Origin of the sequence: Microvirga aerophila (genome assembly GCF_003332305.1) — a bacterium.
Taxonomy (GTDB): Bacteria; Pseudomonadota; Alphaproteobacteria; order Rhizobiales; family Beijerinckiaceae; genus Microvirga; species Microvirga aerophila.
In genome coordinates this window covers 58,761-82,954 of sequence record NZ_QOIO01000022.1, presented here as the reverse complement: position 1 = coordinate 82,954, position 24,194 = coordinate 58,761, and the positions used below count along the sequence as shown (strand labels likewise).

General features: G+C 62.9%; 27 protein-coding genes. 14 read left to right on the top strand and 13 right to left on the bottom strand.

Annotated elements, in window-relative coordinates; genetic code table 11:
• Nucleotides 1-57: 57 nt before the first annotated feature.
• Together DRB19_RS13720 and DRB19_RS13715 are read right to left on the bottom strand one after the other, a co-directional pair.
• The gene (locus DRB19_RS13720; RefSeq protein WP_114186588.1) at nucleotides 58-435 is read right to left on the bottom strand and encodes a hypothetical protein; all 378 of its coding nucleotides are present in this window, start codon (nucleotides 433-435) and stop codon (nucleotides 58-60) included.
• Nucleotides 436-603: 168 nt separating this feature from the next.
• Nucleotides 604-1,479 carry a BON domain-containing protein gene (locus DRB19_RS13715; protein WP_114186587.1) on the bottom strand — a complete coding sequence of 292 codons (876 nt, stop codon included), beginning with the start codon at nucleotides 1,477-1,479 and terminating at the stop codon, nucleotides 604-606.
• A gap of 204 nt (nucleotides 1,480-1,683) precedes the next feature.
• Between DRB19_RS13715 and DRB19_RS13710 the strand changes: the two genes are divergently transcribed.
• The 3 genes from DRB19_RS13710 to infA all read left to right on the top strand — a co-directional run bounded on the left by DRB19_RS13710 (nucleotide 1,684) and on the right by infA (nucleotide 2,727).
• Nucleotides 1,684-1,950, top strand: a complete 267-nt coding sequence (locus tag DRB19_RS13710) for a hypothetical protein (protein WP_114186586.1) — start codon at nucleotides 1,684-1,686, stop codon at nucleotides 1,948-1,950.
• 189 nt (nucleotides 1,951-2,139) lie between these two features.
• A complete protein-coding gene (locus DRB19_RS13705) occupies nucleotides 2,140-2,349 on the top strand; it encodes a cold-shock protein (RefSeq protein ID WP_114186585.1) in 210 nt (69 codons plus the stop codon).
• A gap of 96 nt (nucleotides 2,350-2,445) precedes the next feature.
• Complete coding sequence (infA, locus tag DRB19_RS13700) at nucleotides 2,446-2,727, top strand: translation initiation factor IF-1 (protein WP_114186584.1); 282 nt, start codon at nucleotides 2,446-2,448, stop codon at nucleotides 2,725-2,727.
• 115 nt (nucleotides 2,728-2,842) lie between these two features.
• Here the strand turns inward: infA and DRB19_RS13695 are convergent, their stop codons facing one another.
• Nucleotides 2,843-3,391, bottom strand: coding sequence for a sigma-70 family RNA polymerase sigma factor (locus tag DRB19_RS13695; RefSeq protein WP_174799969.1), 549 nt, complete (start codon nucleotides 3,389-3,391; stop codon nucleotides 2,843-2,845).
• Nucleotides 3,388-3,609, bottom strand: a complete 222-nt coding sequence (locus DRB19_RS13690) for a NepR family anti-sigma factor (RefSeq protein WP_147021791.1) — start codon at nucleotides 3,607-3,609, stop codon at nucleotides 3,388-3,390. Before DRB19_RS13690 ends, DRB19_RS13695 begins: the two co-directional genes overlap by 4 nt.
• A gap of 211 nt (nucleotides 3,610-3,820) precedes the next feature.
• Between DRB19_RS13690 and DRB19_RS13685 the strand changes: the two genes are divergently transcribed.
• Both DRB19_RS13685 and DRB19_RS13680 read left to right on the top strand, forming a co-directional pair.
• Complete coding sequence (locus tag DRB19_RS13685) at nucleotides 3,821-3,973, top strand: DUF3309 family protein (protein ID WP_114186582.1); 153 nt, start codon at nucleotides 3,821-3,823, stop codon at nucleotides 3,971-3,973.
• 214 nt (nucleotides 3,974-4,187) lie between these two features.
• Nucleotides 4,188-4,736 carry a calcium-binding protein gene (locus DRB19_RS13680; RefSeq protein ID WP_162815686.1) on the top strand — a complete coding sequence of 183 codons (549 nt, stop codon included), beginning with the start codon at nucleotides 4,188-4,190 and terminating at the stop codon, nucleotides 4,734-4,736.
• Between the two features lie 441 nt (nucleotides 4,737-5,177).
• On the opposite strand, the gene uvrB is transcribed toward DRB19_RS13680, so the two are convergent.
• Nucleotides 5,178-7,886: an excinuclease ABC subunit UvrB gene (gene uvrB, locus DRB19_RS13675; protein ID WP_114186621.1), complete on the bottom strand. Its 2,709-nt coding sequence runs from the start codon at nucleotides 7,884-7,886 to the stop codon at nucleotides 5,178-5,180.
• A gap of 225 nt (nucleotides 7,887-8,111) precedes the next feature.
• On the bottom strand, nucleotides 8,112-8,927 hold the full coding sequence (locus DRB19_RS13670) for a class I SAM-dependent methyltransferase (protein ID WP_114186580.1): 816 nt from the start codon (nucleotides 8,925-8,927) through the stop codon (nucleotides 8,112-8,114).
• A gap of 265 nt (nucleotides 8,928-9,192) precedes the next feature.
• Between DRB19_RS13670 and DRB19_RS13665 the strand changes: the two genes are divergently transcribed.
• The gene (locus tag DRB19_RS13665; protein ID WP_114186579.1) at nucleotides 9,193-11,559 is read left to right on the top strand and encodes a bifunctional diguanylate cyclase/phosphodiesterase; all 2,367 of its coding nucleotides are present in this window, start codon (nucleotides 9,193-9,195) and stop codon (nucleotides 11,557-11,559) included.
• Nucleotides 11,560-11,764: 205 nt separating this feature from the next.
• Here DRB19_RS13665 and DRB19_RS29950 read toward each other — a convergent pair whose 3' ends face one another.
• On the bottom strand, nucleotides 11,765-11,932 hold the full coding sequence (locus DRB19_RS29950) for a hypothetical protein (protein WP_162815685.1): 168 nt from the start codon (nucleotides 11,930-11,932) through the stop codon (nucleotides 11,765-11,767).
• A gap of 132 nt (nucleotides 11,933-12,064) precedes the next feature.
• Nucleotides 12,065-12,454, bottom strand: a complete 390-nt coding sequence (locus DRB19_RS13660; protein WP_114186578.1) for a DUF3775 domain-containing protein — start codon at nucleotides 12,452-12,454, stop codon at nucleotides 12,065-12,067.
• A 170-nt stretch (nucleotides 12,455-12,624) separates the two neighbouring features.
• On the opposite strand from DRB19_RS13660, the gene DRB19_RS13655 reads away from it, so the two are divergent.
• Together DRB19_RS13655 and DRB19_RS13650 are read left to right on the top strand one after the other, a co-directional pair.
• A complete protein-coding gene (locus DRB19_RS13655; protein ID WP_114186577.1) occupies nucleotides 12,625-12,879 on the top strand; it encodes a SemiSWEET transporter in 255 nt (84 codons plus the stop codon).
• Between the two features lie 25 nt (nucleotides 12,880-12,904).
• Nucleotides 12,905-13,675 carry a C13 family peptidase gene (locus tag DRB19_RS13650; RefSeq protein ID WP_114186576.1) on the top strand — a complete coding sequence of 257 codons (771 nt, stop codon included), beginning with the start codon at nucleotides 12,905-12,907 and terminating at the stop codon, nucleotides 13,673-13,675.
• Here the strand turns inward: DRB19_RS13650 and DRB19_RS13645 are convergent.
• Nucleotides 13,662-14,195, bottom strand: coding sequence for a DUF1499 domain-containing protein (locus tag DRB19_RS13645; RefSeq protein ID WP_114186575.1), 534 nt, complete (start codon nucleotides 14,193-14,195; stop codon nucleotides 13,662-13,664). The genes DRB19_RS13650 and DRB19_RS13645 overlap by 14 nt on opposite strands.
• 80 nt (nucleotides 14,196-14,275) lie before the next feature.
• Between DRB19_RS13645 and DRB19_RS13640 the strand changes: the two genes are divergently transcribed.
• Nucleotides 14,276-14,620: a DMT family protein gene (locus DRB19_RS13640; protein WP_114186574.1), complete on the top strand. Its 345-nt coding sequence runs from the start codon at nucleotides 14,276-14,278 to the stop codon at nucleotides 14,618-14,620.
• 7 nt (nucleotides 14,621-14,627) lie between these two features.
• Here the strand turns inward: DRB19_RS13640 and DRB19_RS13635 are convergent, their stop codons facing one another.
• The 4 genes from DRB19_RS13635 to DRB19_RS13620 form a co-directional block, all read right to left on the bottom strand.
• Nucleotides 14,628-15,767 carry a PQQ-dependent sugar dehydrogenase gene (locus DRB19_RS13635; protein WP_147021790.1) on the bottom strand — a complete coding sequence of 380 codons (1,140 nt, stop codon included), beginning with the start codon at nucleotides 15,765-15,767 and terminating at the stop codon, nucleotides 14,628-14,630.
• A 79-nt stretch (nucleotides 15,768-15,846) separates the two neighbouring features.
• Nucleotides 15,847-16,056: a hypothetical protein gene (locus DRB19_RS13630; RefSeq protein WP_147021789.1), complete on the bottom strand. Its 210-nt coding sequence runs from the start codon at nucleotides 16,054-16,056 to the stop codon at nucleotides 15,847-15,849.
• A gap of 131 nt (nucleotides 16,057-16,187) precedes the next feature.
• Nucleotides 16,188-16,595, bottom strand: a complete 408-nt coding sequence (locus DRB19_RS13625) for a VOC family protein (RefSeq protein ID WP_114186572.1) — start codon at nucleotides 16,593-16,595, stop codon at nucleotides 16,188-16,190.
• 144 nt (nucleotides 16,596-16,739) lie between these two features.
• Nucleotides 16,740-17,720: a Bug family tripartite tricarboxylate transporter substrate binding protein gene (locus tag DRB19_RS13620; protein ID WP_114186571.1), complete on the bottom strand. Its 981-nt coding sequence runs from the start codon at nucleotides 17,718-17,720 to the stop codon at nucleotides 16,740-16,742.
• 122 nt (nucleotides 17,721-17,842) lie between these two features.
• Here DRB19_RS13620 and DRB19_RS13615 point away from each other — a divergent pair, with 122 nt between their 5' ends.
• The 5 genes from DRB19_RS13615 (at nucleotide 17,843) to DRB19_RS13595 (ending at nucleotide 23,941) form a co-directional block, all read left to right on the top strand.
• On the top strand, nucleotides 17,843-19,045 hold the full coding sequence (locus DRB19_RS13615; RefSeq protein WP_114186570.1) for a pyridoxal phosphate-dependent aminotransferase: 1,203 nt from the start codon (nucleotides 17,843-17,845) through the stop codon (nucleotides 19,043-19,045).
• The gene (locus DRB19_RS13610) at nucleotides 19,042-19,341 is read left to right on the top strand and encodes a hypothetical protein (RefSeq protein ID WP_114186569.1); all 300 of its coding nucleotides are present in this window, start codon (nucleotides 19,042-19,044) and stop codon (nucleotides 19,339-19,341) included. The genes DRB19_RS13615 and DRB19_RS13610 overlap by 4 nt, the downstream gene beginning before the upstream one ends.
• Before the next feature lie 58 nt (nucleotides 19,342-19,399).
• Nucleotides 19,400-19,873 (top strand): DUF992 domain-containing protein, encoded by a 474-nt coding sequence (locus DRB19_RS13605; protein ID WP_114186568.1) that lies wholly within the window; start codon nucleotides 19,400-19,402, stop codon nucleotides 19,871-19,873.
• A gap of 161 nt (nucleotides 19,874-20,034) precedes the next feature.
• Entirely contained in the window at nucleotides 20,035-22,074 is a 2,040-nt protein-coding gene (locus DRB19_RS13600) for an elongation factor G (protein ID WP_114186567.1), read from the top strand.
• A gap of 142 nt (nucleotides 22,075-22,216) precedes the next feature.
• Complete coding sequence (locus tag DRB19_RS13595; RefSeq protein ID WP_114186566.1) at nucleotides 22,217-23,941, top strand: AMP-binding protein; 1,725 nt, start codon at nucleotides 22,217-22,219, stop codon at nucleotides 23,939-23,941.
• Nucleotides 23,942-24,194 lie beyond the last annotated feature (253 nt).

Here is a 24,194-nt window from a genome sequence, read left to right as displayed (position 1 = left end):
TTCTATTATATCTTATGGGCCTACGCCATAACAAAGTTACGCTGGGGCAGCGCTGGGTTAGTGGCCTCCGGACGAGGCTCTGACGTCCCGCGGGCTATTCAGAATTTCGATGAGGCTGTTTGCAATGTGGCGGGCCTCGTCATCCTTGAGGCGGAGCATGAAGGGCGGGAACATGCCGGCCTGAAGCGCCACCACGGCGGTTCCGTGCTCGTCCATGCCCACATCGATCGTGGATGATGTCACGTCCACCATCTCCTCAGGGAAGTCATCGCCGCCCTCCTCGGTCGTCTCGCCAATGGCCTGAAGCAGCTGGCTCAGCGCTTTGACGAGGGAGCGCGCTGCATGGGGATCCATGACGACAGCTGTGGATTGCTCACCCTTCTGAAAAGCAAGCTGGATGTTGTCGCCTTCAAGCGTGACGGAGATACCTGCCATGTGTGTCCTCTTCCTCCTCGCCAGATATGGGGTTGCAAACGAGCAAGGGAAAGGCAAGCGCATTTGTCCGCCAGATGCGCTTGATAACCGCGTCTTTGTCACGCCTTTCCAGGCGGGGAGCATCCCGGAGCATCCCGGAGCCTCCGGGATGCTCGGGGCCTGCCTCAATCAGGTATTTGACGAGCCGGTTGTCCGCCCGCGGGCGCTTCCCACATCGCCCATGCCGAATGGGGACTGCGTCTCGGGTTCGCTGCCGGAGCCGGAAAGCATGCTCCCGCCCATTCCCATTCCGGCCTGCTGCTGGACGCGCAGGTTGTTCTGCACGTGCGTGACGCCGGAGATGGTTTCGGCGAGGTCTTCCGCGTGGCGCTTTTCGAAGCGGCTGTTGACGGTGCCGCTCAGGGTGACTTCCCGGTTGGACACCGTCACCTCGATCTCGCTTGCGTCGATATGAGGATCGTCGGTCAGGCGATCGTTCACATCCTCGCGGATCCGTTCATCGGAGCGTTGATAGCCCTTGGGGCCGCGCCCGCGATGATGTTCGCCGGAGCGCACGTCGTCCTGGCGGCGGCGATCAGCCTCCTCATCGCCAAACCATGAGCGGACCTCGTCGCCGGCGCGTTCGAAGAAGCCCCTGTCCTCGTTGTAATCCCGCGAGCCACGGCCGAAATAGCCGCTGTCCCGCTCATGGGATGAACCGGACGCCCGGTTCCGCCCGTCATCGGAACCGAAGACCGACCCGCGGCGGCGATCCTCGTCAACCACCTCACGCCAATCAAGGGCCGAACCGCCTGTTCCGTAACCGGCGGAATCGCTGAAGTCGCGCCCGCGCCGCATGTCCTGACGGCCCTCGGGGCTTCGGTTGCGGTCATACCCGGATGACGCATTGCCGAAACCCCGTCTCGCAATATAGCCGTCATCGCTTCCAGACCTGTCGTCGGAGCCGTAACGGCTAGGATCCTCATTTCTGTCGCGCCAATCGCGTTCCGACCGACCCCAGTCGCGATGGCGATCCTGATCATTCCTGTAACGATCATTGGCCATGAGACGCTCCTTTGCTTTCGAAAGAAGGTGGCTCCCGCCATGTGGGGCGCCATCTCGACCAACGTGAGGATGTATCAGGGGTTCCTGGGGGACCTAGCAGGGCAAACCAGGATTTCCAACGGTCGCGCTTGAACATGAGGTGCCGTTTTGCATTGAACCTCGGGCAGCGACGATCCTCCACCTCACACACGAAGTTGGACCCCTATGACAGAAGCGCTTTCAGGCTTGAGCGAAGAGGCTTTGGCCGTCTTTGCTTTCGCGGCATACCATCAACTGGCCAGCGGGCAGGCGGTCCGCAGCGTCGTGCGGCGCGACGGGGCCGGGCACAAGGCGAGCGACAAGGCAGTCGGAGAGCTTCAGGACCGCGACCTGATCAAGGTTGAGGAAGATGAAATCCGCTTCACTCCTGCTGGAGAACAGGCATTGCAGGCTATCGTGGAAAGCATCAAAAGGAGTAGAGATACTCAATGAGACTTACACTGTAATCTCTTGCCTTTTGCGGATCCGTCGCCTAGTTAAAACCCATCGACATTTGGCCGGACGACTGGGCTACTTCGCTTTGGCACTGCCGAGCGCACGTTGCTACTCTCTACCAATATCGACTAACGGGCGGCCCATTCTACCTCCGCCCACGTGCAAACGACAGTGAAAGGAATTCCCATGGAAACGGGAACCGTGAAGTGGTATAATGAAACCAAAGGCTACGGTTTCATTCAGCCCGACAACGGCGGCAAGGACGTGTTCGTTCATGCGACTGCCCTGGAGCGGGCCGGTATGCGCGGCCTCCAAGAGGGTCAGAAGCTCTCCTTCGAGCTGCAGACCGACCAGCGCACCGGCCGCACTTCTGCAGTAAACCTGCAGAACGCGTAAGGTTTGACGCTCGAGGGCGTGCTTATCGCGCCCTCCCGCGTATCGGCCGTTCCGGTTCAGGGGCGGCTTTTTTTATTAAGAGACGAAAGGCTTTGCATGGCAAAGGAAGAACTCATCACGTTCGAGGGACTTGTGACCGAAATCCTGCCCGACGCGCGCTACCGCGTGCAGCTCGACAACGGGCATGAGGTCATTGCCTATACGGCAGGCAAGATGAAGAAGAACCGCATCAAGACCCTGGCCGGCGATCGTGTGACTGTCGAGATGTCCCCATACGATCTCGAAAAGGGACGCCTCATTTTCCGCCATAAGGATTCCGGCGCTCCGACCGGTCCCCGTCCGCCCCAGCGTGGCGCGCAGCAGTTCCGGCGGCGCTAGAGCATCAGAGCCAAAGCGCTTCCTGCTTCGGGTGCTCGTCTTTGGAAGCGGCGCGTCGTTCTAGTGGGAAACCGGTGCACTTTTTCCGCACGATGCGCTAAAGCCGCCCGCTCTCTCAAGCGACCGCCTGCATCACCGATAGGGTGAGGCGGTCCGGGCCGATGGCCTCGTCCATGTCGGTGATGTGCAACAACTCGGCGAGCCGGTTCCGAGCGCGGTTGACCCGGCTCTTGATGGTCCCTACGGCACAGCCGCAGATTTCCGCGGCCTGCTCGTAGGAGAAGCCTGATGCTCCCACCAGAAGCAGCGCCTCGCGCTGGTCGTGGGGCAAGCGGGCAAGCGCTCTCTGCAGATCCTCGAAATCGAGATGCGGCATCTGATCGGGCAGAACCGACAGAGTGGCGGCGTATTTGCCGTCTGCGTCTTCCACTTCGCGGCGACGCTTGCGGTATTCGGAATGAAACAGGTTGCGCAGGATGGTGAAGAGCCAGGCTTGCATGTTCGTGCCGGGCTGGAAGCGGTGGATGTTAGAAATCGCCCGCATGAGCGTTTCCTGAACGAGATCGTCCGCACGGTCGACGTTGTTGGTCAATGAGATGGCGAAGGCGCGCAGGTTTGGCGTCGACTTGAGCATGGAATCGCGCAGATCCAGGTCGATGCTCATGACTGCTTTTTCTCCGGCTGGCCCTGATCCAATCGGTTGATGATCTCGATGAAACGGTCGGGAACCGGCTGTTCGCCAAGAGCCAGCGATTCATAAAATTGGCGCAGGCGCTGCCCAAGCTGGGTTTGAACGGAACGGGTTAGCGCAGGAGACTTCCCGAGGCCTGGGACGGGCTCTGGATCAGAGTGCGACATTGCCTTGGAACTCTTGCTTTCCACTGGGTCATCCTGGTCCATGCGAGGTTGCGACGTCCCTGAACGGGGTCGCACTCATGGCGGCGCCCAATCGCCGTTGGGCCAACGCTCAAGCCAGGATGATGTTCCGTCCACGAAGCGAGCGCCTTCTGCCGCGTTTCGCGAGACTCCACGGGAACCGAATCCTTACTGCCAAGTTTTCCCGGAAGGTTAACTGTGTAACGGAGCGAATTCCATGAGCACCATTCTTCTGATCATCGTCATCCTGCTGCTTCTCGGCGCGGTGCCGGCTTGGCCCCACAGCCGTGGCTGGGGCTATGGACCGAGCGGCGTGCTCGGGGTGATCCTGCTCATCCTGATCGTTCTGTTGCTGATGGGACGGATCTAACCCGCCGTCGCAGCCTCTTACCTGGACTTTGGGTCGATGGCCGGGGAGGAATCCTCGGCCATTACCCATTTAGAGCCATAAAAACCCCATTTAGGATAAAAGGCTCCGCTGATATCCTTAGGTAATGTGACCTATGGGAGCAGGACAAGCCGCCGATTCCAAGGCGGTCTGAACGTATCCCCATGGCTCTTGGAGCCTTTCACAAGGGGTAATGATGGCGCGATTCAAAGGAACCCGTGGCGACGATTCAGTTCGTGGTGGCAGCGGGAGGGACGATTTCAAGGGGCATGGAGGCAACGACCGGTTCTGGGGCGGCCTCGGCGACGACAGCTTCGATTGCGGCGTCGGCAGTGACTGGGCCTGGGGCGGCTCCGGCAACGATCGCATGGTCGGGGGCGCTGGGAACGATCACCTCGAAGGCGAGAGGGGCAATGACTGGCTCTTCGGCGGGGCAGGCCGCGACGAACTCCGCGGCGGACACGGCGCGGACCTGATCAACGGCGGGCAGGGGAACGACGACCTGGGCGGAGGCAAAGGAACGGACACCTTCGTGTTCAACCGCAGCTTCGGCCGGGACCGGATCAAGGATTTCTCAAAGGGGCAGGATGTGATCGACCTGCGCAATGCGGGAGTGACCGCGTTCGAGCAGATCACCATCACCTATGGCAAGAAGAAGGGCGCCGTCATCACCACCGATGAGGGCACCATCGTCCTGCACAACTACAAGGGCCAGCCCCTCGAAAAAGGTGATTTCCTGATCTGAGGCATCTTGCCAAGCTGGTTTCAGGGGCGGCTCGCGGGCCGCCCTTTTTGCTGCAAGGCGGTCGTGAGAAAGCCCTGATCCTCGTGTTCTTGCCGCGGGTTCCGCTACCCACCATCCTCGCGCGGGCGGCTTCCAGACAAAAAGAAAGCGCCCCGAGGGGCGCTTTGGAGGTGTTCGGCCGTGGGGGCAGAAGAGGCCGAAGTTGCCTGTCAACGCCGTCATGAGCCTCAGGTTCCATCCCCAACAAACATTTTCGAATTATTTTTACGTAACTTTATCACTTGCCCTTAGGGTAGGATGTGGGTTAGGGAAGATTCGGCCGAAGGGGCAGAATTCGAGCCAGGGTCGCGAACACGGTCAATCGAAAGACCGGGCGCGGCCCTTTTCGTTTGGAGATAGCGCGCCGAGCGGCGGGTGCGCCTCGGCCTCAACCTCTCAAAGCTATCGCCCTTTTCGGCCCTTGTATTTCGGCTTCTGCCCGCCGTGTCCCTGTGTCGAGCGCGGCATAGGGCGCTCGCGGAAGTTCAGGGGCACTTCCCGGTCCGTGCCGGGACCCATCTCGTCGAGGCCAGGCTTGCGAACCCGTGTGCCCTCGTCCGAGCGACCCTGGCCGAGGGGGCCATAGGAAGCCGAGTCCTCGTCACCGGCACTGGCTCCTTCGCCCGAGGGTGGCAGGCCCTTCGGCGGCAGATTGGCGCTGCGGCCGTATTTGCGCGAGCCGCCATAGCGCCCGGCCTCCCGTTCCACGTCCGACTGGCGCGCCAGCGGATCGTCGCTGATGGCGAGCTCCGTCGCCTGGAGGCGCTTGAGCTCGTCGCGCAGACGGGCAGCTTCCTCGAACTCCAGGTTCGCGGCGGCCTCACGCATGCGCTTTTCCATGTCGGCGATGACGGCCTTGAGGTTGTGCCCCACGGTCTTCTCGGCGAGCCCCGTATCGACGGAGACGTGGTCGCGCTCGTAGACGCTCTCCAGGATGTCGGCGATGTTCTTCTTCACGCTCTGCGGCGTGATGCCGTGCTCGGCGTTGTAGGCGAGCTGCTTCTCGCGGCGGCGGTTGGTTTCGGCGATCGCTCGCTCCATGGAGCCGGTGATCTTATCGGCATAGAGGATCGCCCTGCCTTCCACGTTACGCGCGGCGCGGCCGATGGTCTGCACCAGAGATGTCTCCGAGCGCAGGAAGCCCTCCTTGTCGGCGTCGAGAATGGCCACGAGGGCGCATTCGGGAATGTCCAGGCCCTCGCGCAGGAGGTTGATGCCGATGAGCACGTCGAAGGCGCCGAGCCGCAGGTCGCGAATGATCTCGATGCGCTCCAGCGTATCGATGTCGGAGTGCATGTAACGCACGCGAATGCCGTTCTCGTGCATGTATTCGGTGAGGTCTTCCGCCATGCGCTTGGTGAGCGTGGTGACGAGGGTGCGGAACCCTTGCGCGGACAGCTCCTTCACCTCGTGCACGAGGTCGTCCACTTGGCTGCGGGCCGGGCGTATCTCCACCACCGGGTCGACGAGGCCGGTGGGGCGGATGACCTGCTCCACGAACACGCCGCCGGTCTGCTCCATTTCCCACTTGGCGGGCGTCGCCGACACATGGATCGACTGCGGACGCATGGCGTCCCATTCCTCGAAGCGCAAGGGGCGGTTGTCGAGGCAGGACGGCAGGCGGAAGCCGTATTCGGCGAGCGTCGCCTTGCGGCGGAAGTCGCCGCGATACATGCCGCCGATCTGCGGCACGGTTACGTGGCTCTCGTCCGTGAAGATGAGCGCGTTGTCGGGCAGGTACTCGAACAGGGTCGGCGGCGGCTCGCCGGGCTTGCGGCCCGTGAGATAGCGCGAATAGTTCTCGATGCCGTTGCACACGCCGGTGGCTTCGATCATCTCCAGGTCGAACTGGGTGCGCTGCTCCAGGCGCTGCGCTTCCAGCAGGCGGCCCATGCGGGTGAGCTCCTGCAGCCGGTGCTGCAACTCGTCCTGGATGCCCTTGACGGCCTGCTGCAGGGTCGGGCGCGGCGTCACATAGTGCGAATTGGCGTAGACCTTTACGAAGGACAGGTCGTTGGTTTTCTTGCCGGTGAGCGGGTCGAACTCGACGATGCTCTCGATTTCGTCCCCGAACAGCCCGATGCGCCAGGCGCGGTCCTCCAAGTGGGCCGGAAAGAGTTCGATCACGTCGCCGCGCACGCGGAATGTGCCACGGGCGAAATCGTTCTGGATGCGCTTGTATTGCAGGGCCACGAGGTCGGCGATGAGCTGGCGCTGCTCGATGCGCTCGCCCACCTTGATCGCGAAGGTCATGGCCGTATAGGTCTCGACCGAGCCGATGCCGTAGATGCACGACACGGACGCCACGATGATCACGTCGTCGCGTTCCAGCAGCGCGCGCGTGGCCGAGTGGCGCATGCGGTCGATCTGCTCGTTGATCGACGACTCCTTCTCGATGAAGGTGTCGGAGCGCGGCACATAGGCTTCGGGCTGGTAGTAGTCGTAATACGAGACGAAGTATTCCACCGCGTTATCAGGGAAGAACGACTTGAACTCGCCGTAGAGCTGGGCCGCGAGCGTCTTGTTGGGCGCGAGGATGAGCGCCGGGCGCTGCGTTTCCTCGATTACCTTGGCCATGGTGAAGGTCTTGCCCGAACCAGTGACGCCAAGCAGCACTTGGTCGCGCTCGGTCCTGCGCACCCCGTCCACCAGCTCCGCGATGGCCGTGGGCTGGTCGCCCGAGGGCTTGAACTCGGACACGATCTTGAACGGAATGCCGCCTTCCGATTTCTCCGGCCGGGGGGGGCGGTGCGGCACCCAGGCCTTGCCGTCCTTGAACCGGGGGTCGCCCTCGGTCAAAAGCCTCGTGAGGGCATCCACCGTGGCCGAGACGCCGTTCACGTCCGGGGCCATGTCGCCAAGCTCTTCGCGCACATCCGGCCCGTCATCGGGCCCCTTCAGGCCAAGCTTCTTGGCCAGCGCCGGGTCCACATCCGTGACGTCGCCGTGGATGAAGGTTTCCTGCGCTCGCTCCGCAAACCCTTCCGCCGCCTCCCGCTCCCGGTTGACCGCCGGATTCAGCAGATCGGCCAGATAGGTATCCAGCGGCTTCAGATCAGGTTTCGACGCCTTCCCGGTGGAAAGCTTGGGTTTTTTGGGTGCTTTGGCCATGGAACGAATATGGTACAAAGAGGCCGGATTGGGAAGGGTGCGGAGGGCCTCTCGTTCTTCAAAGGATGGGCCATTATCCGCCAAGCTTGGCAAGCATTTGAGGGTGCAAGTTTTCCCGTTGGCGGTCTTCCCGATGCTGCTTCTCTGCAGAGTGTTGCAGACGGGTTTGCCGTTCTCAAAATCCTGGCCTTTGACGCGTATAACGCGTCCCAACAGCCTTTTGGCTCATCCCCGCTTCACCGCCCTCAGCGAGAACGACAGCGGAATCGGCACCGCCTCGTCGGGCAGCCTGAAAAGCTTGTCTTCGGCTGGGACCATGGAGGGGAAGAGGCGGTAGGGCAGGAGTTCGTGCTCGTGGAGGTATTCCAGGGTCAGGCCGGCCTCGATCAGGCCCGTGAGGATTTCCGACAGCGGGTGGATCCAGTTGTAGTCGGCGATCAGGTCCTTGAGCACGTCGCCGGAATAGGACTGCGCTTCGTCGAAGACGTCCGGCTTTTCCTTCGGGGTGCGCCAGCCGAAGCTCGGTTGGAGGGTTCCGTCGCGCTCGTCCAGGACCACGGCCGAAGGATGGGAATCCGCAAAGTAGAAGACGCCGCCGGGAGCCAGCATGCTGGCCACGACCCTGGCCCAGGCGCGGATATCCGGCAGCCAGCAGATCGTCCCCCAGGTGGTGTAAACCATGTCGAACTCGCCCGGGACGGCCCTGCGGGCGTCATAGACGTCCGCCTGCACGAAGGTGCCCTGGAGCCTTGACCGCGTGGCGAGGTCCCGGGCACCCTCGATGGCCACGGGGGAGAAATCGAGCCCCGTCACGATTGCGCCCCGCCGCGCCAGTGATAGGGTGTCCATGCCGAAATGGCATTGCAGGTGCAGCAGGCGCTTGCCGGCCACATTGCCGATCTCGGAGGCTTCGATCGGGTAAAGGGTATCCGTCCCGGACAGGAACTCCTCGACGCCATAAAAGCCCGTAGCGTCCCGAAGGTGCAGGGCTGCGCGGGTGTTCCAGGCGGCGAGATTGGCTTGCTGCCAAGAGGCGTTCATGAAGGGCTCCGCAAAGGGTCGTAGGGAGATATTCAGGGGATCGATAAAGCATTCGCCCCCGCAGCAAAAGCCTAGCCAGGCATTACAGGGCTCGAAGGAGGTTTCTTAACCTTGCGGCTGCTTAACTTGGCGTATTCGCCCCGCCGGATCTTTGCCGCGCAAGAAAAGTTCGCCATAAGGATGAGCAACACACGGGGATTTCCAGCGGCGGCAGCCCAGCGGCCGACGGCTCCGGGCGCAAAGATACCATCGCACGGACGCTGCAATGCTCACGGTCTATGACTGCCTCGTCACACAGCACGATTTGCGACTCGTCGCCCTCGCGGAGTTCATCTGCGCGCTTGCCTCCTTCACGGCATTCAACCTGCTCAACCACGTCCGCCGCTCGAAAGGGCAAAGCCGGCGGATTTGGCTCTACGTGGCCGCCGTATCGAGCGGATTTGGAATCTGGGCGACGCATTTCATCGGCATGCTCGCCTTTTCGCCGGAAATGCAGAGCGGATACGACATGACGCTGACGGTCTTGTCGCTCCTAGCGGCGATCGCCGTGACCGGGCTCGGCATGACGATTGCACTGATCGGCGATCCGCGCCGGATGCCCTTGCTGGGAGGCGCAATTATCGGCGGCGGCATCGCGGTCATGCATTTCACCGGCATGGCGGCTTTCCAGGTGCCGGGAACCGTCGCATGGAATGGATGGCTCGTCGCCGTCTCCATTGGGATGGGTCTCGTGCTGGGTGCGTTGGCGCTTTCCGTGAGCATGAACGGCCGCAACGCGCGATCGAAGCTTATCGGCGCCGTACTTTTGACCCTCGCCATCTGCGGTCACCACTTCACGGCCATGGGCGCGGTGTCGATCACTCCCGATCCGACCGTACAGGTTTCTGCGTCCGCTCTGCCGACAAGCTGGCTTGCCGCCGCTGTGGCCCTGGCGAGCGCCACCATCGTGCTCCTGAGTTTTGCGGCGCTTGCCCTCGATTTGCGAGACCGCCGGCAGGCGGAGCTCGAGGTGGAGCGCATGAGAAGTCTCGCCAATGCCGCCGTGGAAGGCCTGGTCGTCTGTGATGGTGCAACCATCGTGTCGGTCAACGAAAGCTTTGCGTCCCTGTCGGGTTTTGCGCCGGGCGAGATCCTCGGCAAAAGCCTGGACGATTATCTCTCGGCGCCGGCCGCGCTGGCGAAAGTGCTTGGCGCTCCCGACCGGAGCATCGAGACCGAACTGCGCCGCCGGGACGGCACGGTGGGGCCCGTCGAGTTGATCATGCGCACGGTCACCTACGCGGGCAAACCTCACAACGTGATCGCGGTGCGCGATCTGCAGGACCGCAAGGTGGCCGAAGCGCGCATTCACTTCCTGGCTCACCATGATCCGCTGACAGGCCTTCCCAACCGGGGCACCTTCGATGAACGGCTCGATCTGGAACTGGAGGCGCATCGAAACAGTCAGCAGCGTCTTGCGGTCCTCTGCGTCGATCTCGACCGCTTCAAGGACGTGAACGATCTCTTCGGCCATTCGGCGGGAGACGACCTTCTGCAGAAAGTTGCAAAGCAGTTTTCGTTGGTTCTCGGCGAGAGGGAGATGCTGGCCCGTCTCGGCGGCGACGAGTTCGCCGTCATAGCGCCGGACATCAGCAATCCGGTTCAGGCGGGCCGCCTGACGGAAGCCATGTTGCAGGCTCTGAAGACTACGCAGGATGAGGACCTGTTCGGCACCGTGTCCGCCAGCATCGGCATCGCGTTCTTTCCGGATGATGCGACGGAACGGGCAGCCCTCCTGTCGAATGCCGACACGGCCCTCTACCGGTCGAAGACCGAAGGACGGAGCACGTACAGGTTCTTCGAAGCCGCAATGGGCGAGGAGGTTCGCGACCGGCGCATTCTTGAGCACGACCTTCGCCATGCGATAGCAAACGGCGAAATGTCGATCGCCTATCAACCGCAGACCCATCTGGGTTCGAACGAGGTCACCGGTTTCGAGGCGCTGCTACGCTGGAAGCATCCTGCCAGGGGAGATATGTCGCCGGCAATCTTCATCCCTATCGCGGAGGAGAGCGGCGCCATCCTGGCCATTGGAGAATGGGTGATGCGCACGGCTTGCCACGAGGCGGCAAGCTGGGGACGCCCGCTCAAGATCGCCATCAACGTGTCGGCCCTTCAACTCAACAGCCCGGATTTCGTAAGCCTCGTGCGGGAAATTCTGGATCAGGCCAAGCTCGATCCGAGCCGGTTGGAGCTGGAGATCACCGAGTCGGTGCTGATCCGCGATCCGGACAGGGCGCTTCAGACGCTTACGTTGCTGAAGGCCATCGGCGTATCCATCGCGATGGACGACTTCGGAACGGGATATTCATCCCTGTCGAACCTGCGCAACTTCCCGTTCGACAAGATCAAGATCGACCGATCCTTCGTTCGCTCCATCGACGTCAACATGCCGGCTGCGGCGATCGTGCGGGCCGTTCTGGGGCTGGGGCGCGGGCTTGGTCTGCCGGTGATTGCCGAGGGCGTCGAAACGTCAGGCGAACTTGCTTTTCTCAACGCCGAGGGCTGCAAAGAGGCGCAAGGCTATCTGTTCGGACGTCCCGCGCCGATCGAGGTTTTTCGCGCGGTGACCCATGTGGAAGCGGTCGCATAAACGCAAACGCAAAAGCGCGATCCCAGGAACGTGAGAGCCGCGCCTCTGTGGCCGGAGCGGCCCGGCAAGCGTAAGCGCCGGTCGCTCCGATCCTGATTTCATCACATGGTGAACATGGCCGTCCGCGGGGCTGGCTGAAAAAAAATTACCCTGTGCGGGAAGGCTGCCCTGCACGCGTGCCGGCGGGTTTTAGGGAGGAACAGGCTCAGGCGGAAAAGGCAGTGGGACCCCTCAGGTAGCGCTCTTCACGCTCCTCGTCGGTCTCATCTTCTGCTTCGGCCTGGTCGGCCCGGCGCTCCTCCATGGACTTCTGCTCATCGTCCGCCTTGTTGAGCGCCTCCTCGGGAGACGGTTTGTGCTGACGCGGAATCATGCGCTTTCTCCTCACATCGAGGTAGGGAGTGTTGGCCTGATCCGTGTCGCAATGATGGCACCTTGGCGCGCAGGTCCGAGAGAAGCCTGTGTTTCCGTCATCACGGAATCGACAGCGGGCGAGAGCAAAGTCCTAGACGCAGCTGCGCCCCATGGCGTTGAGACCCTCGTCCCAGAGATCGGCGAGGTTGGGAATGCCAAGGAGCCAGTCTGCGGTCGAGATCGAGTTCGCTTCCTCCCGCTCCTGGGCCAGGCGAACCGCGCCGCCCCATTCTTCCGGCTCCATGTCGCCACGGCCGATATACACCAGCGCGATCAGGTCGAACCGCTCATCCTCATTGAGCCCCGCGATCACGTCCCGGAATTCATCCTCCGTGGTGTCGTCCGGAGAGGATGCCAGCATGTCGATGCTGCCGTCGTCCGTGGGATTGGAGCCGGAGGCCGGGTCGGTCACGCCTTCCTTCACGTCAATGGCCCTCGCTCTGAGAATGAGTTCGCAAACCTTGTCGAGCGCGATATCCATGAAAATCCTCTTTGGGGAAGTCTCTTCGGGTGATTGTGAGAGGGAAACCCGGAAGACGGCTTTCGGTTCAGCCTCGGCTACGGTTCGGCCTGAGGCGGGGACGCTAGGATTTGGTGTAGCCATCTCAGGTAACGTGATAAGGCTGCGCCGACCCCACTGGCGATTCGACCATGTCCGGACATGAAATTCTCGGCTTTGCGGCCGCCATATTGACGACCGTGTGCTGGCTTCCGCAGGCCTTCAGAACGCTCCGGACCAAGGACACCAAGTCCCTCTCCCTCGTGACGCAGAGCGCCTTCGCCCTGGGTGTTGCCCTTTGGCTGATCTATGGGATCCTGGCCGGGAACGCGCCGATCATCCTTGCGAACGGCGTAACGTTCATTCTCGTGTCTTTGATTCTCGCCATGAAACTGCGTTACGGCTAAGCTGTTAGGCGCTGGGAGGTTCGGAATGCGCCGTTTCTTTGCCATTTGCATGATGGGCCTGTCGCTGTGTCTCGGCCTCTCGGGCGAGGCCGTCGGGCAGAGCCCTCGCAGTTCGGACCCGTTCCGGCTGGAGCCGCAGCGGCCCGGCCAGCCCGACGTGTACATTCTGTCGTTCGGCCTGTGGGGGCCGCAAAGCGTTTTCGAGAGCGAGGCCAAAGGAGCCGCCCGGGTGCTGGAGGCGAAGGTCGGCTCGAAGGGGCGCACCATCGTCCGGTACAACTCGAAGCGCCGCTCGGATGCGACGCCATCCTCCATGCTGGCCGCCGCCCGGGCAGCCGGGCAGGCGCTCGATCCCGCAGAGGATATCGTGATGATCGTCCTCACGTCCCATGGCGCGCCGGAAGGCGTCGGCGTGGTGACGAGACGCGCGCAGCAGCTCATGACGCCGGAGGACGTTCGCGTTCTCCTGAACGAGGCGAGGGCGCAGCATCGCGTGGTTATCGTCTCGGCCTGCTATTCCGGCATCTTCGCCAAAGCGCTTGCCGACGAGCGGACCCTCGTCATCACGGCCGCTGCCGCCGACAAGCCCTCCTTCGGCTGCCGGGATGGCGCCACCTGGACCTATTTCGGCGACGCCTTCTTCAACAAGGCCGTGCGAAGCGAAGCGCGCCTCGACGCCGCTTTCGGGAAGGCCCGCGATCTCGTGACCCAGCGGGAAAAGCGGGAGGGATTCGATCCATCCAATCCGCAGATGGTGGGCGGCGCCCGGGTGCTTGAGCGCCTCAGCGCTCGCTAGAGGCTTGCCCGCCTTCGACAAGCGCGTCGATGCGCTCGAGCCAGCGCTCGAGACGTCGTAAGTTCACGCCAAAATCCGACCGACCGATCTGGCTGCGCGAGTAGAGCGCCAAGGTCGATGCGCCTTTGCCCTGCTCGAAGACTTGCGTCACCACCGTGTCCGGGAACCGCATGAGGCGGGTGCGGACGAGAAAGCGGTCCTGGGTTTTTGTTGAGCCGATCAGCACCGTATTGGGCTCGCTTGCGGCGGCTTGCGCGATGACGGCGCGAAGGCTGGCAGCCGGAACGGGATAGACCGGCGCATCGATATCAGACTTAGCCCCCGGGCACAGGCCTGGCGGACACGCAAGGGCATCGTTCGGGGTCGGGCGGCGGGCCAGCGCGGCAAAGTCCACAGGCCCGAGATCCGGCGAACCGAAGAAGCCGCGCCACGCCCGATCCATGCCGGCCGCATAGGCGCGCCAGAGGGCATATCCAAGGCCGAAGCCGACAAGTCCCGTCGTGACGGCCTTCTTGGTCATGTGTTTCCTGCATCCATTCGCTTGACAGTGGAGGCCAGAAGGATAGGGCAGGGCGCATCATTGTCACCTTCCCAAAATCCATGAACCCTCACGTCGCGCCCATCACCCTGCTGATTGCCTCGAACGTCTTCATGACATTTGCCTGGTACGGCCATCTCAAGTTCAAGACTTCGCCCCTGTGGATCGCGGTTCTCGCGAGCTGGGGCATCGCCTTCGTCGAGTACTGGTTCGCCGTGCCGGCGAATCGCATCGGCTCCGCGGTCTATTCGGCGGCGGAGCTGAAGACCATGCAGGAGGTCATCACTCTCGTGGTTTTCGCGGGCTTCTCGGTTCTCTATCTCAAGGAGCCGCTGGGCTTGAACCACCTCGTCGGCTTTGCGCTGATCGCCGCTGGAGCCGCCTTCATCTTCAAGAGCCCCTGGTAAGGTCCTCTCAGTCCGCTGGCCTCATCCTCAGGATCCGCCCCTGGCTTGAATCCGTCAGCAGATACACGAAGCCGTCCGGCCCCTGGCGCACGTCGCGGATGCGCTCACCGATGTTCTGCAGCATGCGCTCCTCGCCGGTCACCTTGTTGCCGTTGGTCTCCAGGCGCGACACGAGCTTGCCCGCAAGCGCTCCGACCAGAATGCTGCCGCGCCACGCCGGGAACTTGTCGCCGGTGTAGAACGCCATGCCTGACGGGGCGATCGAAGGATCCCAGTAATAGACTGGCTGCTCCAGGCCCGCCTTCGCCGTGCCTTCGCCGATCTTCGCGCCCGAATAATCGACCCCGTAGGAAATGACCGGCCAGCCGTAGTTCTTGCCCTTCTGCGGGATGTTCACCTCGTCGCCACCCCGCGCGCCGTGCTCAACGGTCCAGAGCTCGCCGGTCGTCGGGTGAAGCGCGGCGGATTGCAGGTTCCGGTGCCCTACGGACCAGATCTCGGGCCGTGCGCCCTCGCGGTTCAGGAACAGATTGCCGGGTGCAGCTCCGCCCTCCGGCTTGATGTGGACGATCTTGCCGATATGGTTCGCAGGGTTCTGAGCCTGCTCGCGCAGATCGAACCGGTCGCCCATCGTGACGAACAGATTGCCATCCCGGTCGAACACCAGGCGGGAGCCGAAATGGTTGCCGCCCGTATAGGCCGGTTCCTGGCGGAAGATGACCTGCAATTGCTCGAGAGCCGTCCCACCTTCGTTGAGGCGGCCCCGCGCAACGCTCGTGCCGGCCTGACCCTTGCCCCGTTCTTCCGCATAACTGAGATAGACGAGGCGGTTTTGCGCGAAATTAGGGTCGAGAGCGACGTCCAGAAGACCACCCTGTCCACGCGCCGCGATGGCTGGCATTCCTTTGATCGGTTCGGAGAGCGCTCCATCGGCCGACACCATGCGCAGGTTACCCGGCCTCTCAGTGACCAGCATGCGGTTGTCGGGCAGGAATGTGAGGCCCCAGGGTCGTTGCAGCCCCCGCGCAACGGTTTCGACGACAACTTCCACCTTGTCGGTGCGAACCCGTTGCGTGTCCTGGGCCAAAGCGGTAGAGGCCGCGCCGGCTATGATCGCGCCGGCGAGGGCCATGCGAAGCATCATCATGAAAATCTCCGTCATCCGATTGAACGGAGAGCTAGCTGTATGGCGCAGGGCGTCAACCTCGCGGCCGATCACTCACGCGTTATCGATGGGAATCGGTGGGGACAGGCCCGGTGCTCCATGCTGACTGCACCTGGGTGGTCGCCATCACGGATACGGTCGCAAATCCCATCAGCAGGATCAGCGCCAGCGACAAGCGGCTCTCCCGGCGCGGGTCGAGGCGATGAGCGCGGGGTTCGGTGCGGTAGGCGTGTCTCCTGCGGTCGCCGTTCATCGGAGCTTCCCTCAGCATACACAACGTGCTGTTGGGGAAAAAACTTGTTTGAATCGAGAAAGTTCCGCTTGACGGCGAAGTATTCGCTTTCAGACACCCATTTAAGTATCGGCGTTAACTAATTATTAACCTTTCAGGCGACCCGTGCGCTACAGCTTCGGCGAAACAATCACGGAGTCTGCCGTTCTGTCGGCCGGGCCGTGAAAGACGGCCTCGATATTGTTCCCGTCGGGGTCGAATACGAAAGCGCCGTAGTAACCAGGATGGTAGGACCGCTCGCCCGGCCCGCCATTGTCCCGGCCCCCATGGGCAAGCGCCGCCTTGTAGAAGGCGTGAACCATCTCCCGATCCGTGGCCTGAAAGGCCAGATGCACCCGCGATACGGCCCCGTCCGCCTGATCGACCCAAAGTTCGTCGCAGTAGAAGTGCCTTGGGCTTTCCGACGTGAAGGCTTTACCAACAGCTTGGAGGACGGCGCGGTAGAAGCGCCGGCTTGCCTCAAGGTCCGAGACCCGGAGGTGGACATGATCGATCAAACGCCCTTGATGAAACTGCATGAAGTTTCCTCCTGTCACGGGCTCTTTACTGTCATCCCGGGGCCGCGCAGGGGAACCTGGGATCGTTTGGCGAGATTGGCGCTTCATTCAGCGCACGATCCCGGATCGCCTTGCGGTGTCCGGGATGGCGGTTGTTGAGGAGGCTTATTCCGCCTTGATGTTCGCCGTCTTGATGATCTCGGCCCAGGTTTGGATTTCCTTGGCGAGATAAGGCTTGAAGGCTTCCGGATCACGGACGTTCAGGGTGAACCCGAGCTTGGTGATGCGCTCCTTGATGTCCGGCTTGTTCAGGATCGCGATGATCTTGCCGGAAAGCTTGTCGAGAACGGGCTTGGGCGTATTTACCGGCGCGAAGAAGGCCGCCCAGGATTCCGCGTCCGCGTTCGTGATGCCCTGCTCGCGAAGGGTCGGCACGTCGGGGGCTTGCGGGTTTCGCTGCGGGCTTGCGAGGCCGATGGCGCGCATGTTGCCGGCCTGGAACTGGCTGAGCACGCTGGGCAGGGTCGAATTCGACACGTCGATGCGTCCGGCCATCAGCTCGGTCACCAGGGGAGCGGCGCCGCGGAAGGGCACGTGGGTCATCTTCGTGCCCGTACGCACCATGAAGAGCTCGGTGGCCAGGTGCGAGCCGGAGCCCACGCCGGTCGAGCCGTAATTGAGCTTGCCCGGATCCTTTTTGGCCAGTTCCACGAGCTCCTGCATCGACTTTGCGGGCAACTGGTTGCTCACCACGAAGACGTGCTCAAATGCGCCTGCGCCGGCCAGCGGTGCGAAGTCCTTCACGGCGTCGTAGCCAGGCTCCTTGAGCAGGAACATGTTGTTCCCGTGGGTCTGGTTGTTGCCGAAAACGATCGTGTAGCCGTCAGGATCGGCTTTCGCGACCGTGCGGGTTCCCACCGCCCCGGAGGCGCCGGCCAGGTTCTCGACGACCACGTTCTGGCCGAGATCCTTGCCCATTTCCTCCGCCACGATGCGGGCAATCACGTCCGTCGGGCCGCCGGCCGGATAGGGCACGACCATCTTGATGACGCGCTCGGGGTAGGTCTGGGCAGTGGCGGCGGAGGCCAGGAGCGTCGCGCCGGCGAAAAGGCCAAGCGCGAGGCGGCGGGTGACGGAAGAAGTCATCGGCAGGGAGTCTCCTCAAAAACCCATCGGAGGTGGGCTGTTTAGCTTGATTGGACGGCTTGGGCGGACTAGGGTCCGCCGCCGTCACCGATCCCTTCTAACGCCCCGACCGGAGGATTCCCATGGGCTTTTTGTCTGACGCCCTTTCCCGCATCAAGCCGTCTGCCACGATCGTCATCACGCAGAAAGCGCGGGATCTCAAAGCCCAGGGCCGGGACGTGATCAGCCTCTCCGTGGGCGAGCCGGATTTCGACACGCCGGACAACATCAAGGAAGCCGCCATGGCGGCCATCCGCCGGGGTGAAACCAAGTATACGCCTGTGTCCGGCATCGTGCCTCTGCGCGAGGCCATCGCCCGCAAGTTCAAGCGCGAGAACGGCCTGGACTACAAGCCGTCCCAGACCATCGTCGGCACCGGCGGCAAGCAGGTCATCTATAACGCGCTCCTCGCCACCCTGAACCCGGGCGACGAGGTCATCGTGCCGGCTCCCTACTGGGTGTCGTATCCGGAAATGGTTGGCCTGTGCGGCGGCACGCCGGTTTTCGTGGATTGCACCATGGAGCACAACTTCAAGCTCCAGCCAGACGCGCTGGAACGCGCCATCACGCCCAAGACCAAGTGGCTCCTCCTCAACTCGCCGTCGAATCCGACGGGCGCGGCCTATACCCGCGAGGAGATGAAGGCGATCACCGACGTGTTGATGCGTCATCCGCACGTGTGGGTGCTTACCGACGACATGTACGAGCACCTGACCTACGGTGATTTCGAGTTCGTGACGCCCGCCCAGGTGGAGCCCGGCCTGTATGACCGCACGCTCACCATGAACGGCGTGTCGAAGGCCTATGCCATGACCGGCTGGCGCATCGGCTACGCGGCCGGTCCCGAGCACCTCATCAAGGCCATGGACTTCGTGCAGGGCCAGCAGACTTCCGGCGCCTGCTCCATCGCCCAGTGGGCGGCCGTGGAGGCCCTCGACGGCACGCAGGAGCATCTCCCGCGCTTCAAGAAGGCTTTCGAGGAGCGTCGCGACCTGGTGGTCTCGATGCTGAACCAGTCGAAGTACATCAAGTGCCCAATGCCGGAAGGCGCGTTCTACGTCTATCCGTCTTGCGCCGAGGCTATGGGCAAGACCGCGCCGTCCGGCAAGGTTCTGAAGACTGACGAGGATTTCGTATCGGAACTCCTCGAGGCGGAAGGCGTCGCGGCGGTCCACGGCTCGGCCTTCGGCCTGGGCCCGAACTTCCGCATCTCCTACGCCACGTCCAACGCGGCCCTGGAGGATGCCTGCAACCGCATTCAGCGCTTCTGCGGATCACTTCGTTGACCGGTCTGCCTCGGACATTCCATCCGGATCCCGAGGCAGCGCCTTATCGCATCGATCAACGATCCGAGTATCGCGTGAAGTCGGACTTCCGTGTCGACTTCACCAATGGCGGGCACATCGAGGCGAAGGACTTCCTCTTCGACATCGAGGGCTCCGAAGTCACGCCTGAACGTCTTGCCGAGATGATCGTCTCGGCACTCAACCTCCTCAGGGCTGGACCGGTTACGATCTTCGCCATGAATGTGGTCCGTCGCGGCGAGCATCAGGATGCCGAGGCGGCGGCAATCCCCCGGTAGGAACTGCTGTCCTCCAGCGCCGTTGGTCACCCAGCAAGGCCACGCTTGGGAGATCACGATGCTTCGCGCCACTGCCTCAATCGCCGTTCTGGTTCTTCTCGGGTCTATTGGGGCAGGCGACGCACAGGCACAGAGCCGGGTGCGCACCGGCGTCCTGACCTGCAATGTGTCGGGTGGCATCGGCCTTATCGTGACGTCGCAGAAAACTACTTCCTGCACCTTCAACCCGCGTCGTGGTCCCAACGAATACTATGTCGGCGTGATCCGCCGGTTCGGCCTTGATATCGGGGCGACCCGGCGGGGTGTGCTGTCCTGGGCGGTTCTCTCGGAAGGCAGCGTCCGGCCCGGCTCTCTTGCGGGCAGCTATGTGGGTGCGAGCGCCGAGGCCACGGTCGGCGCAGGGCTCGGGGCCAACGTTCTGGTGGGCGGATCGAACCGCTCCATCGCCCTTCAGCCCCTGTCGGTCAGCGGCCAGACAGGCTTGAACTTCGCACTCGGGGTCGGAGATTTCGAGTTGCGCGCCGTGCGCTGAGCGAACCAGAAACAGAGGCGTTGTTTCGAAGGTCAAGCGAAAGCTTGGCCTTTTTCTTTCCCAGATTCGTCTCTTGCCAAAGCAGCCTGAGAGGCAGAGCATCGTCATCAACGCGACCGGCAAGAGCGCGCCAAACGGGGGCAGAGGGGAAGGAGACTCTCATGGCACCCAACGGCAGAGGACCGGCGGGCCCGCGATGCATCGCCATCGTCGGACCCTTTCAGAGCGGCAAGACCACACTCCTCGAATCGATCCTGGAGCGAACCGGCGCGATTGCCCGCGCGGGACGAATCGCAAATGGCGATACCGTGGGTGATGCGAGCCAGGAGGCTCGCTCCCACGGCATGAGCATCGAGCCGAACGTGGCGACGGTGGAGTTTCTCGGCGAGCGGATGACCTTTGTCGACTGCCCCGGCTCTACGGAATTTCTGCATGAGATGCGCAACATCACGCCGGTCTGCGACGCGGCCATCGTGGTTTGCGAGGCGGACGAGCGCAAGGTGCCCGCCCTGCAGGTCATCCTGAGGGAGTTGGAGGAAGCCGATATCCCGCGCTTTCTCTTCATCAACAAAATCGACGCCGCGACGCAGCGGGTTCGCGAGACCCTGGCGCTGCTCCAACGTGCTTCGCGCACGCCGTTGCTCCTGCGTCAGATTCCCTTGTGGCAGGACGGCATTGCGGTCGGTTTCATCGATCTGGCTCTCGAGCGCGCCTTCATCTATCGCGAACACGCGCCGAGCGAAGTGGTTGATCTGCCGGCCGACGAAGCATCGCGTGAGCGTGAGGCCCGCTTCTCCATGCTCGAGCGCCTAGCCGATTACGACGACGGACTGATGGAGGACCTGATCTCCGAGATCGAGCCGCCCCGGGACCGGGTGTTCGACGATCTCGCACGGGAGCTGAAGGAGCGCCATGTGGTGCCGGCCTTCATCGGTTCGGCCGATCGCGGCAACGGGGTCACGCGGCTCCTGAAGGCGCTTCGCCACGAAGCACCTTCCGTCGATGAGACCCGGGCGCGCCTTGGCCTCTCGGAGGAGGGCGCCCCTGTGGCCCAGATCATGAAGACGCTTCATCTCGGGCAAGGCGGCAAGCTTTCCATCGGGCGGGTCCTGCGCGGGACATTCCATGAGGGCGAGACCGTTCTCGGGTCACGCGGCGCGGAGGCCCGCATCGGCAGTCTGGTGAGCATGGTCGGGAGCAGCACCACCCGCGTTGCCGAGGCCAAAGCCGGCGATACGGTCGGGTTCGGGCGTCTCGAAGGAATCGGCACGGGGGATGCGTTCTCGTCCGGGAAGGTCCGCCCCGAGGCGATCCTGTCCATCGCGCCGCCCGAGCCCGTTTATGCGGTCGCCCTCAAGGTCAAGGACCGCAAGGACGACGTGCGCCTCTCGAGCGCCCTGCAGAAGATCACCGAGGAGGATCCGTCCCTGGTGCTCGAGACGCGTCCGGACATGGGCGAGATACGTCTCCTGGGTCAGGGCGAGATGCACCTGCGCGTCGCGGTGAAGCGACTGGCGTCACGCTTCCAGGTGGGTGTGGAGACCGGCAAGCCCCAGGTGGCCTACCGCGAGACGATCCGCGCTCAAGCGTCGGCCCGGGGCAGGCACCGGAAGCAGACCGGCGGCCATGGCCAGTTCGGAGACGTGATGATCGAGGTCAGCCCCCTGCCGCGGGGGGAGGGATTCGCCTTTCAGGACAAGATCACAGGCGGGGTCGTTCCGCGCCAGTACATCCCGTCCGTCGAGACCGGCGCCCGGGATGCAATCAAGACGGGCCCTTTGGGCTTCCCTGTGGTGGATCTCGCGGTGACGCTGACCGACGGGTCCTACCACACCGTCGACTCGTCGGATGCGGCCTTCCAGGCTGCCGCCAAGCTGGCGCTGGCGGAGGCTTTGCCCAAGGCGAAGCCGGTTCTGCTGGAGCCCATCCTGTCCGTGGAGATCGCGATCCCGTCCGACGCCCTGTCCAAGGCGACGGGCCTGGTCACCGCCCGCCGGGGGCAGATCCTCGGTTATGACGGACGGCCCGGCTGGGACGGTTGGGACGTTCTCAGCGCCACGATTCCGGAATCGGAGATCGGCGATCTCATCATCGAGCTCCGTTCGGTCACGTCGGGCGTTGGGACCTTCTCGACCCGGTTCGACCATATGGCCGAGTTGAGCGGCAGGCCTGCCGAGCAGGTCCTCCACAAGACTCACTAGAACCCCAAGATCTGAACGGTCGGCAGGGCCCGACCGTTCAGATCTAAACTATCCCATCGACAAACGCCGCCTTCCGCGCCAATTTCTCTTACATGGAGACGCCATCTCCCAATGTAACCGCGCGTTGAAGCGGAGGAACACGATGAACGCCACGACCCCGGCGGCCGCCCTTTCGGGCGCGACGGATCAGCTTGTAGCCCGCCCTTGGCTTGATGCGTACCCCCCACAGGTTCCAAAGGTCATCGACGAGGCGAAGATCGGCACGCTCGTCGATATGTTCCGCGAAGGCGTTGCGGCCTATGGCGGGCGCAATGCCGCCGAGAGCTTCGGCAAGCGCATAACTTATGCCGAGTTAGGCCGCAAGGCCGATGCCGTAGCGTCATGGCTCCAGGCGCAAGGACTTCAACGAGGGGATCGCGTCGCAATCATGCTGCCGAACGTGATGGCCTATCCGGCGATCCTGTTCGGGATCCTGAGCGCCGGTTGCACGGTCGTGAACGTCAATCCGCTCTATACGGCCCGCGAGCTCACCCATCAGCTTCAAGACGCCGGGGCCCGGCACCTGTTCGTGCTCGAGAACTTCGCCGCCACCGTACAGGATGCCTTGTCCGGCCTCGATCTCAAGCAGGTGATCCTCGTCACGCCAGGCGATCTGCTCGGCCTCAAGGGCGCCATCGTCAATCTCGTGTCGCGTCACGTGAAGAAGGCCGTGAAGCCATACGATCTTCCGGCCGCCATATCGTTCAAATCGGTATTGGCTCAAGGCTCGAAACAGCCCCCGCGAGCTGTCACCGTCTCGCCCGACGACATGGCGTTCCTGCAATACACGGGCGGAACGACAGGCATCGCCAAAGGCGCCGTCCTGCTTCACCGCAACGTCGTGGCCAACGTTCTTCAGTGCGAAGCCTGGATGCGTCCGTTCTTCGGCGAGCGGAACGACCATGTGATGGTGACGGCGCTGCCGCTCTACCACATCTTCGGCCTCACGGTGTGTGCGCTGCTGATGACGAAGATCGGCGGATGCCAGTTGCTAATCGCCAATCCGCGCGACATCGCAGGCTTCGTCAAGACCCTGAAATCCCGCCCATTCACCCTGATGTCGGGGGTCAACACCCTCTACAACGCCCTGGCGAACGCACCCGGGATCAGGGAGGTCGATTTCTCCCAGATGGTCTTCTCCGTGTCCGGCGGCATGGCCACCCAGGCCGTCGTGGCGAAGAAATGGAAGGAAGTGACGGGCCAGCCGATCGTCGAAGGTTATGGCCTGTCCGAAACCTCGCCCGTGATCTGCGCCAATCGCCTGGACATCGACGAGTTCACCGGCACGATCGGCTATCCGCTGCCGTCCACCGACGTGTCGGTCCGCGGGGCCGACGGTACTGCTCTGCCCTATGGAGAGCGGGGCGAGTTGTGTGCCAAGGGTCCCCAGATCATGGCCGGCTACTGGCAGCGCCCGGACGAAACCGCGAGGGCCATGACGCCGGACGGCTATTTCCGCACGGGCGACGTTGCCGTGATGCAGCCGAGCGGGGAGGTGAAGATCGTCGACCGAATGAAGGACATGATCCTCGTGTCCGGCTTCAACGTCTATCCGAACGAGGTCGAGGAAGTGATCGCCCAGCATCCGGGCGTCACGGAGGTGGCCGTTATCGGCTTGCCGGATCAAGCGGCGGGTGAAGTCGTGGTCGCCTATGTGGTGCGCAAGGACGCGAGCCTGACGCCCGACACCCTGCGGGAGTTCTGCCGCGAGAACCTGACGGCCTACAAGGTGCCGCGCCGGGTGGAGTTCCGCGAGACCTTGCCAAAGACGAATGTCGGGAAGGTGCTGCGCCGGGCCTTGAAGGACGAGGTCACCCAGGCTCAGTGACAGGCGCGGATTGACCGATCAGGCCGGCGGCTGGTTGTTCCGCCGCCGGTTCCTTGCCGGGCGCTGAAAAGAAAAAAGCCGGGCGCGAGGCCCGGCAAAGTCGAGGTCCGACAAAAGTCAAAACCTTCCAGAGGGAACGGCCGACACGGCAGCGCCGGGAGGAAGAAAGCGATGCCGCGTTGAAATCAGCCAAGGCTCATATCGGATGCATTGAGCTCATTTGCAACGCAACATGCCTCATGAAAGGGCTGCG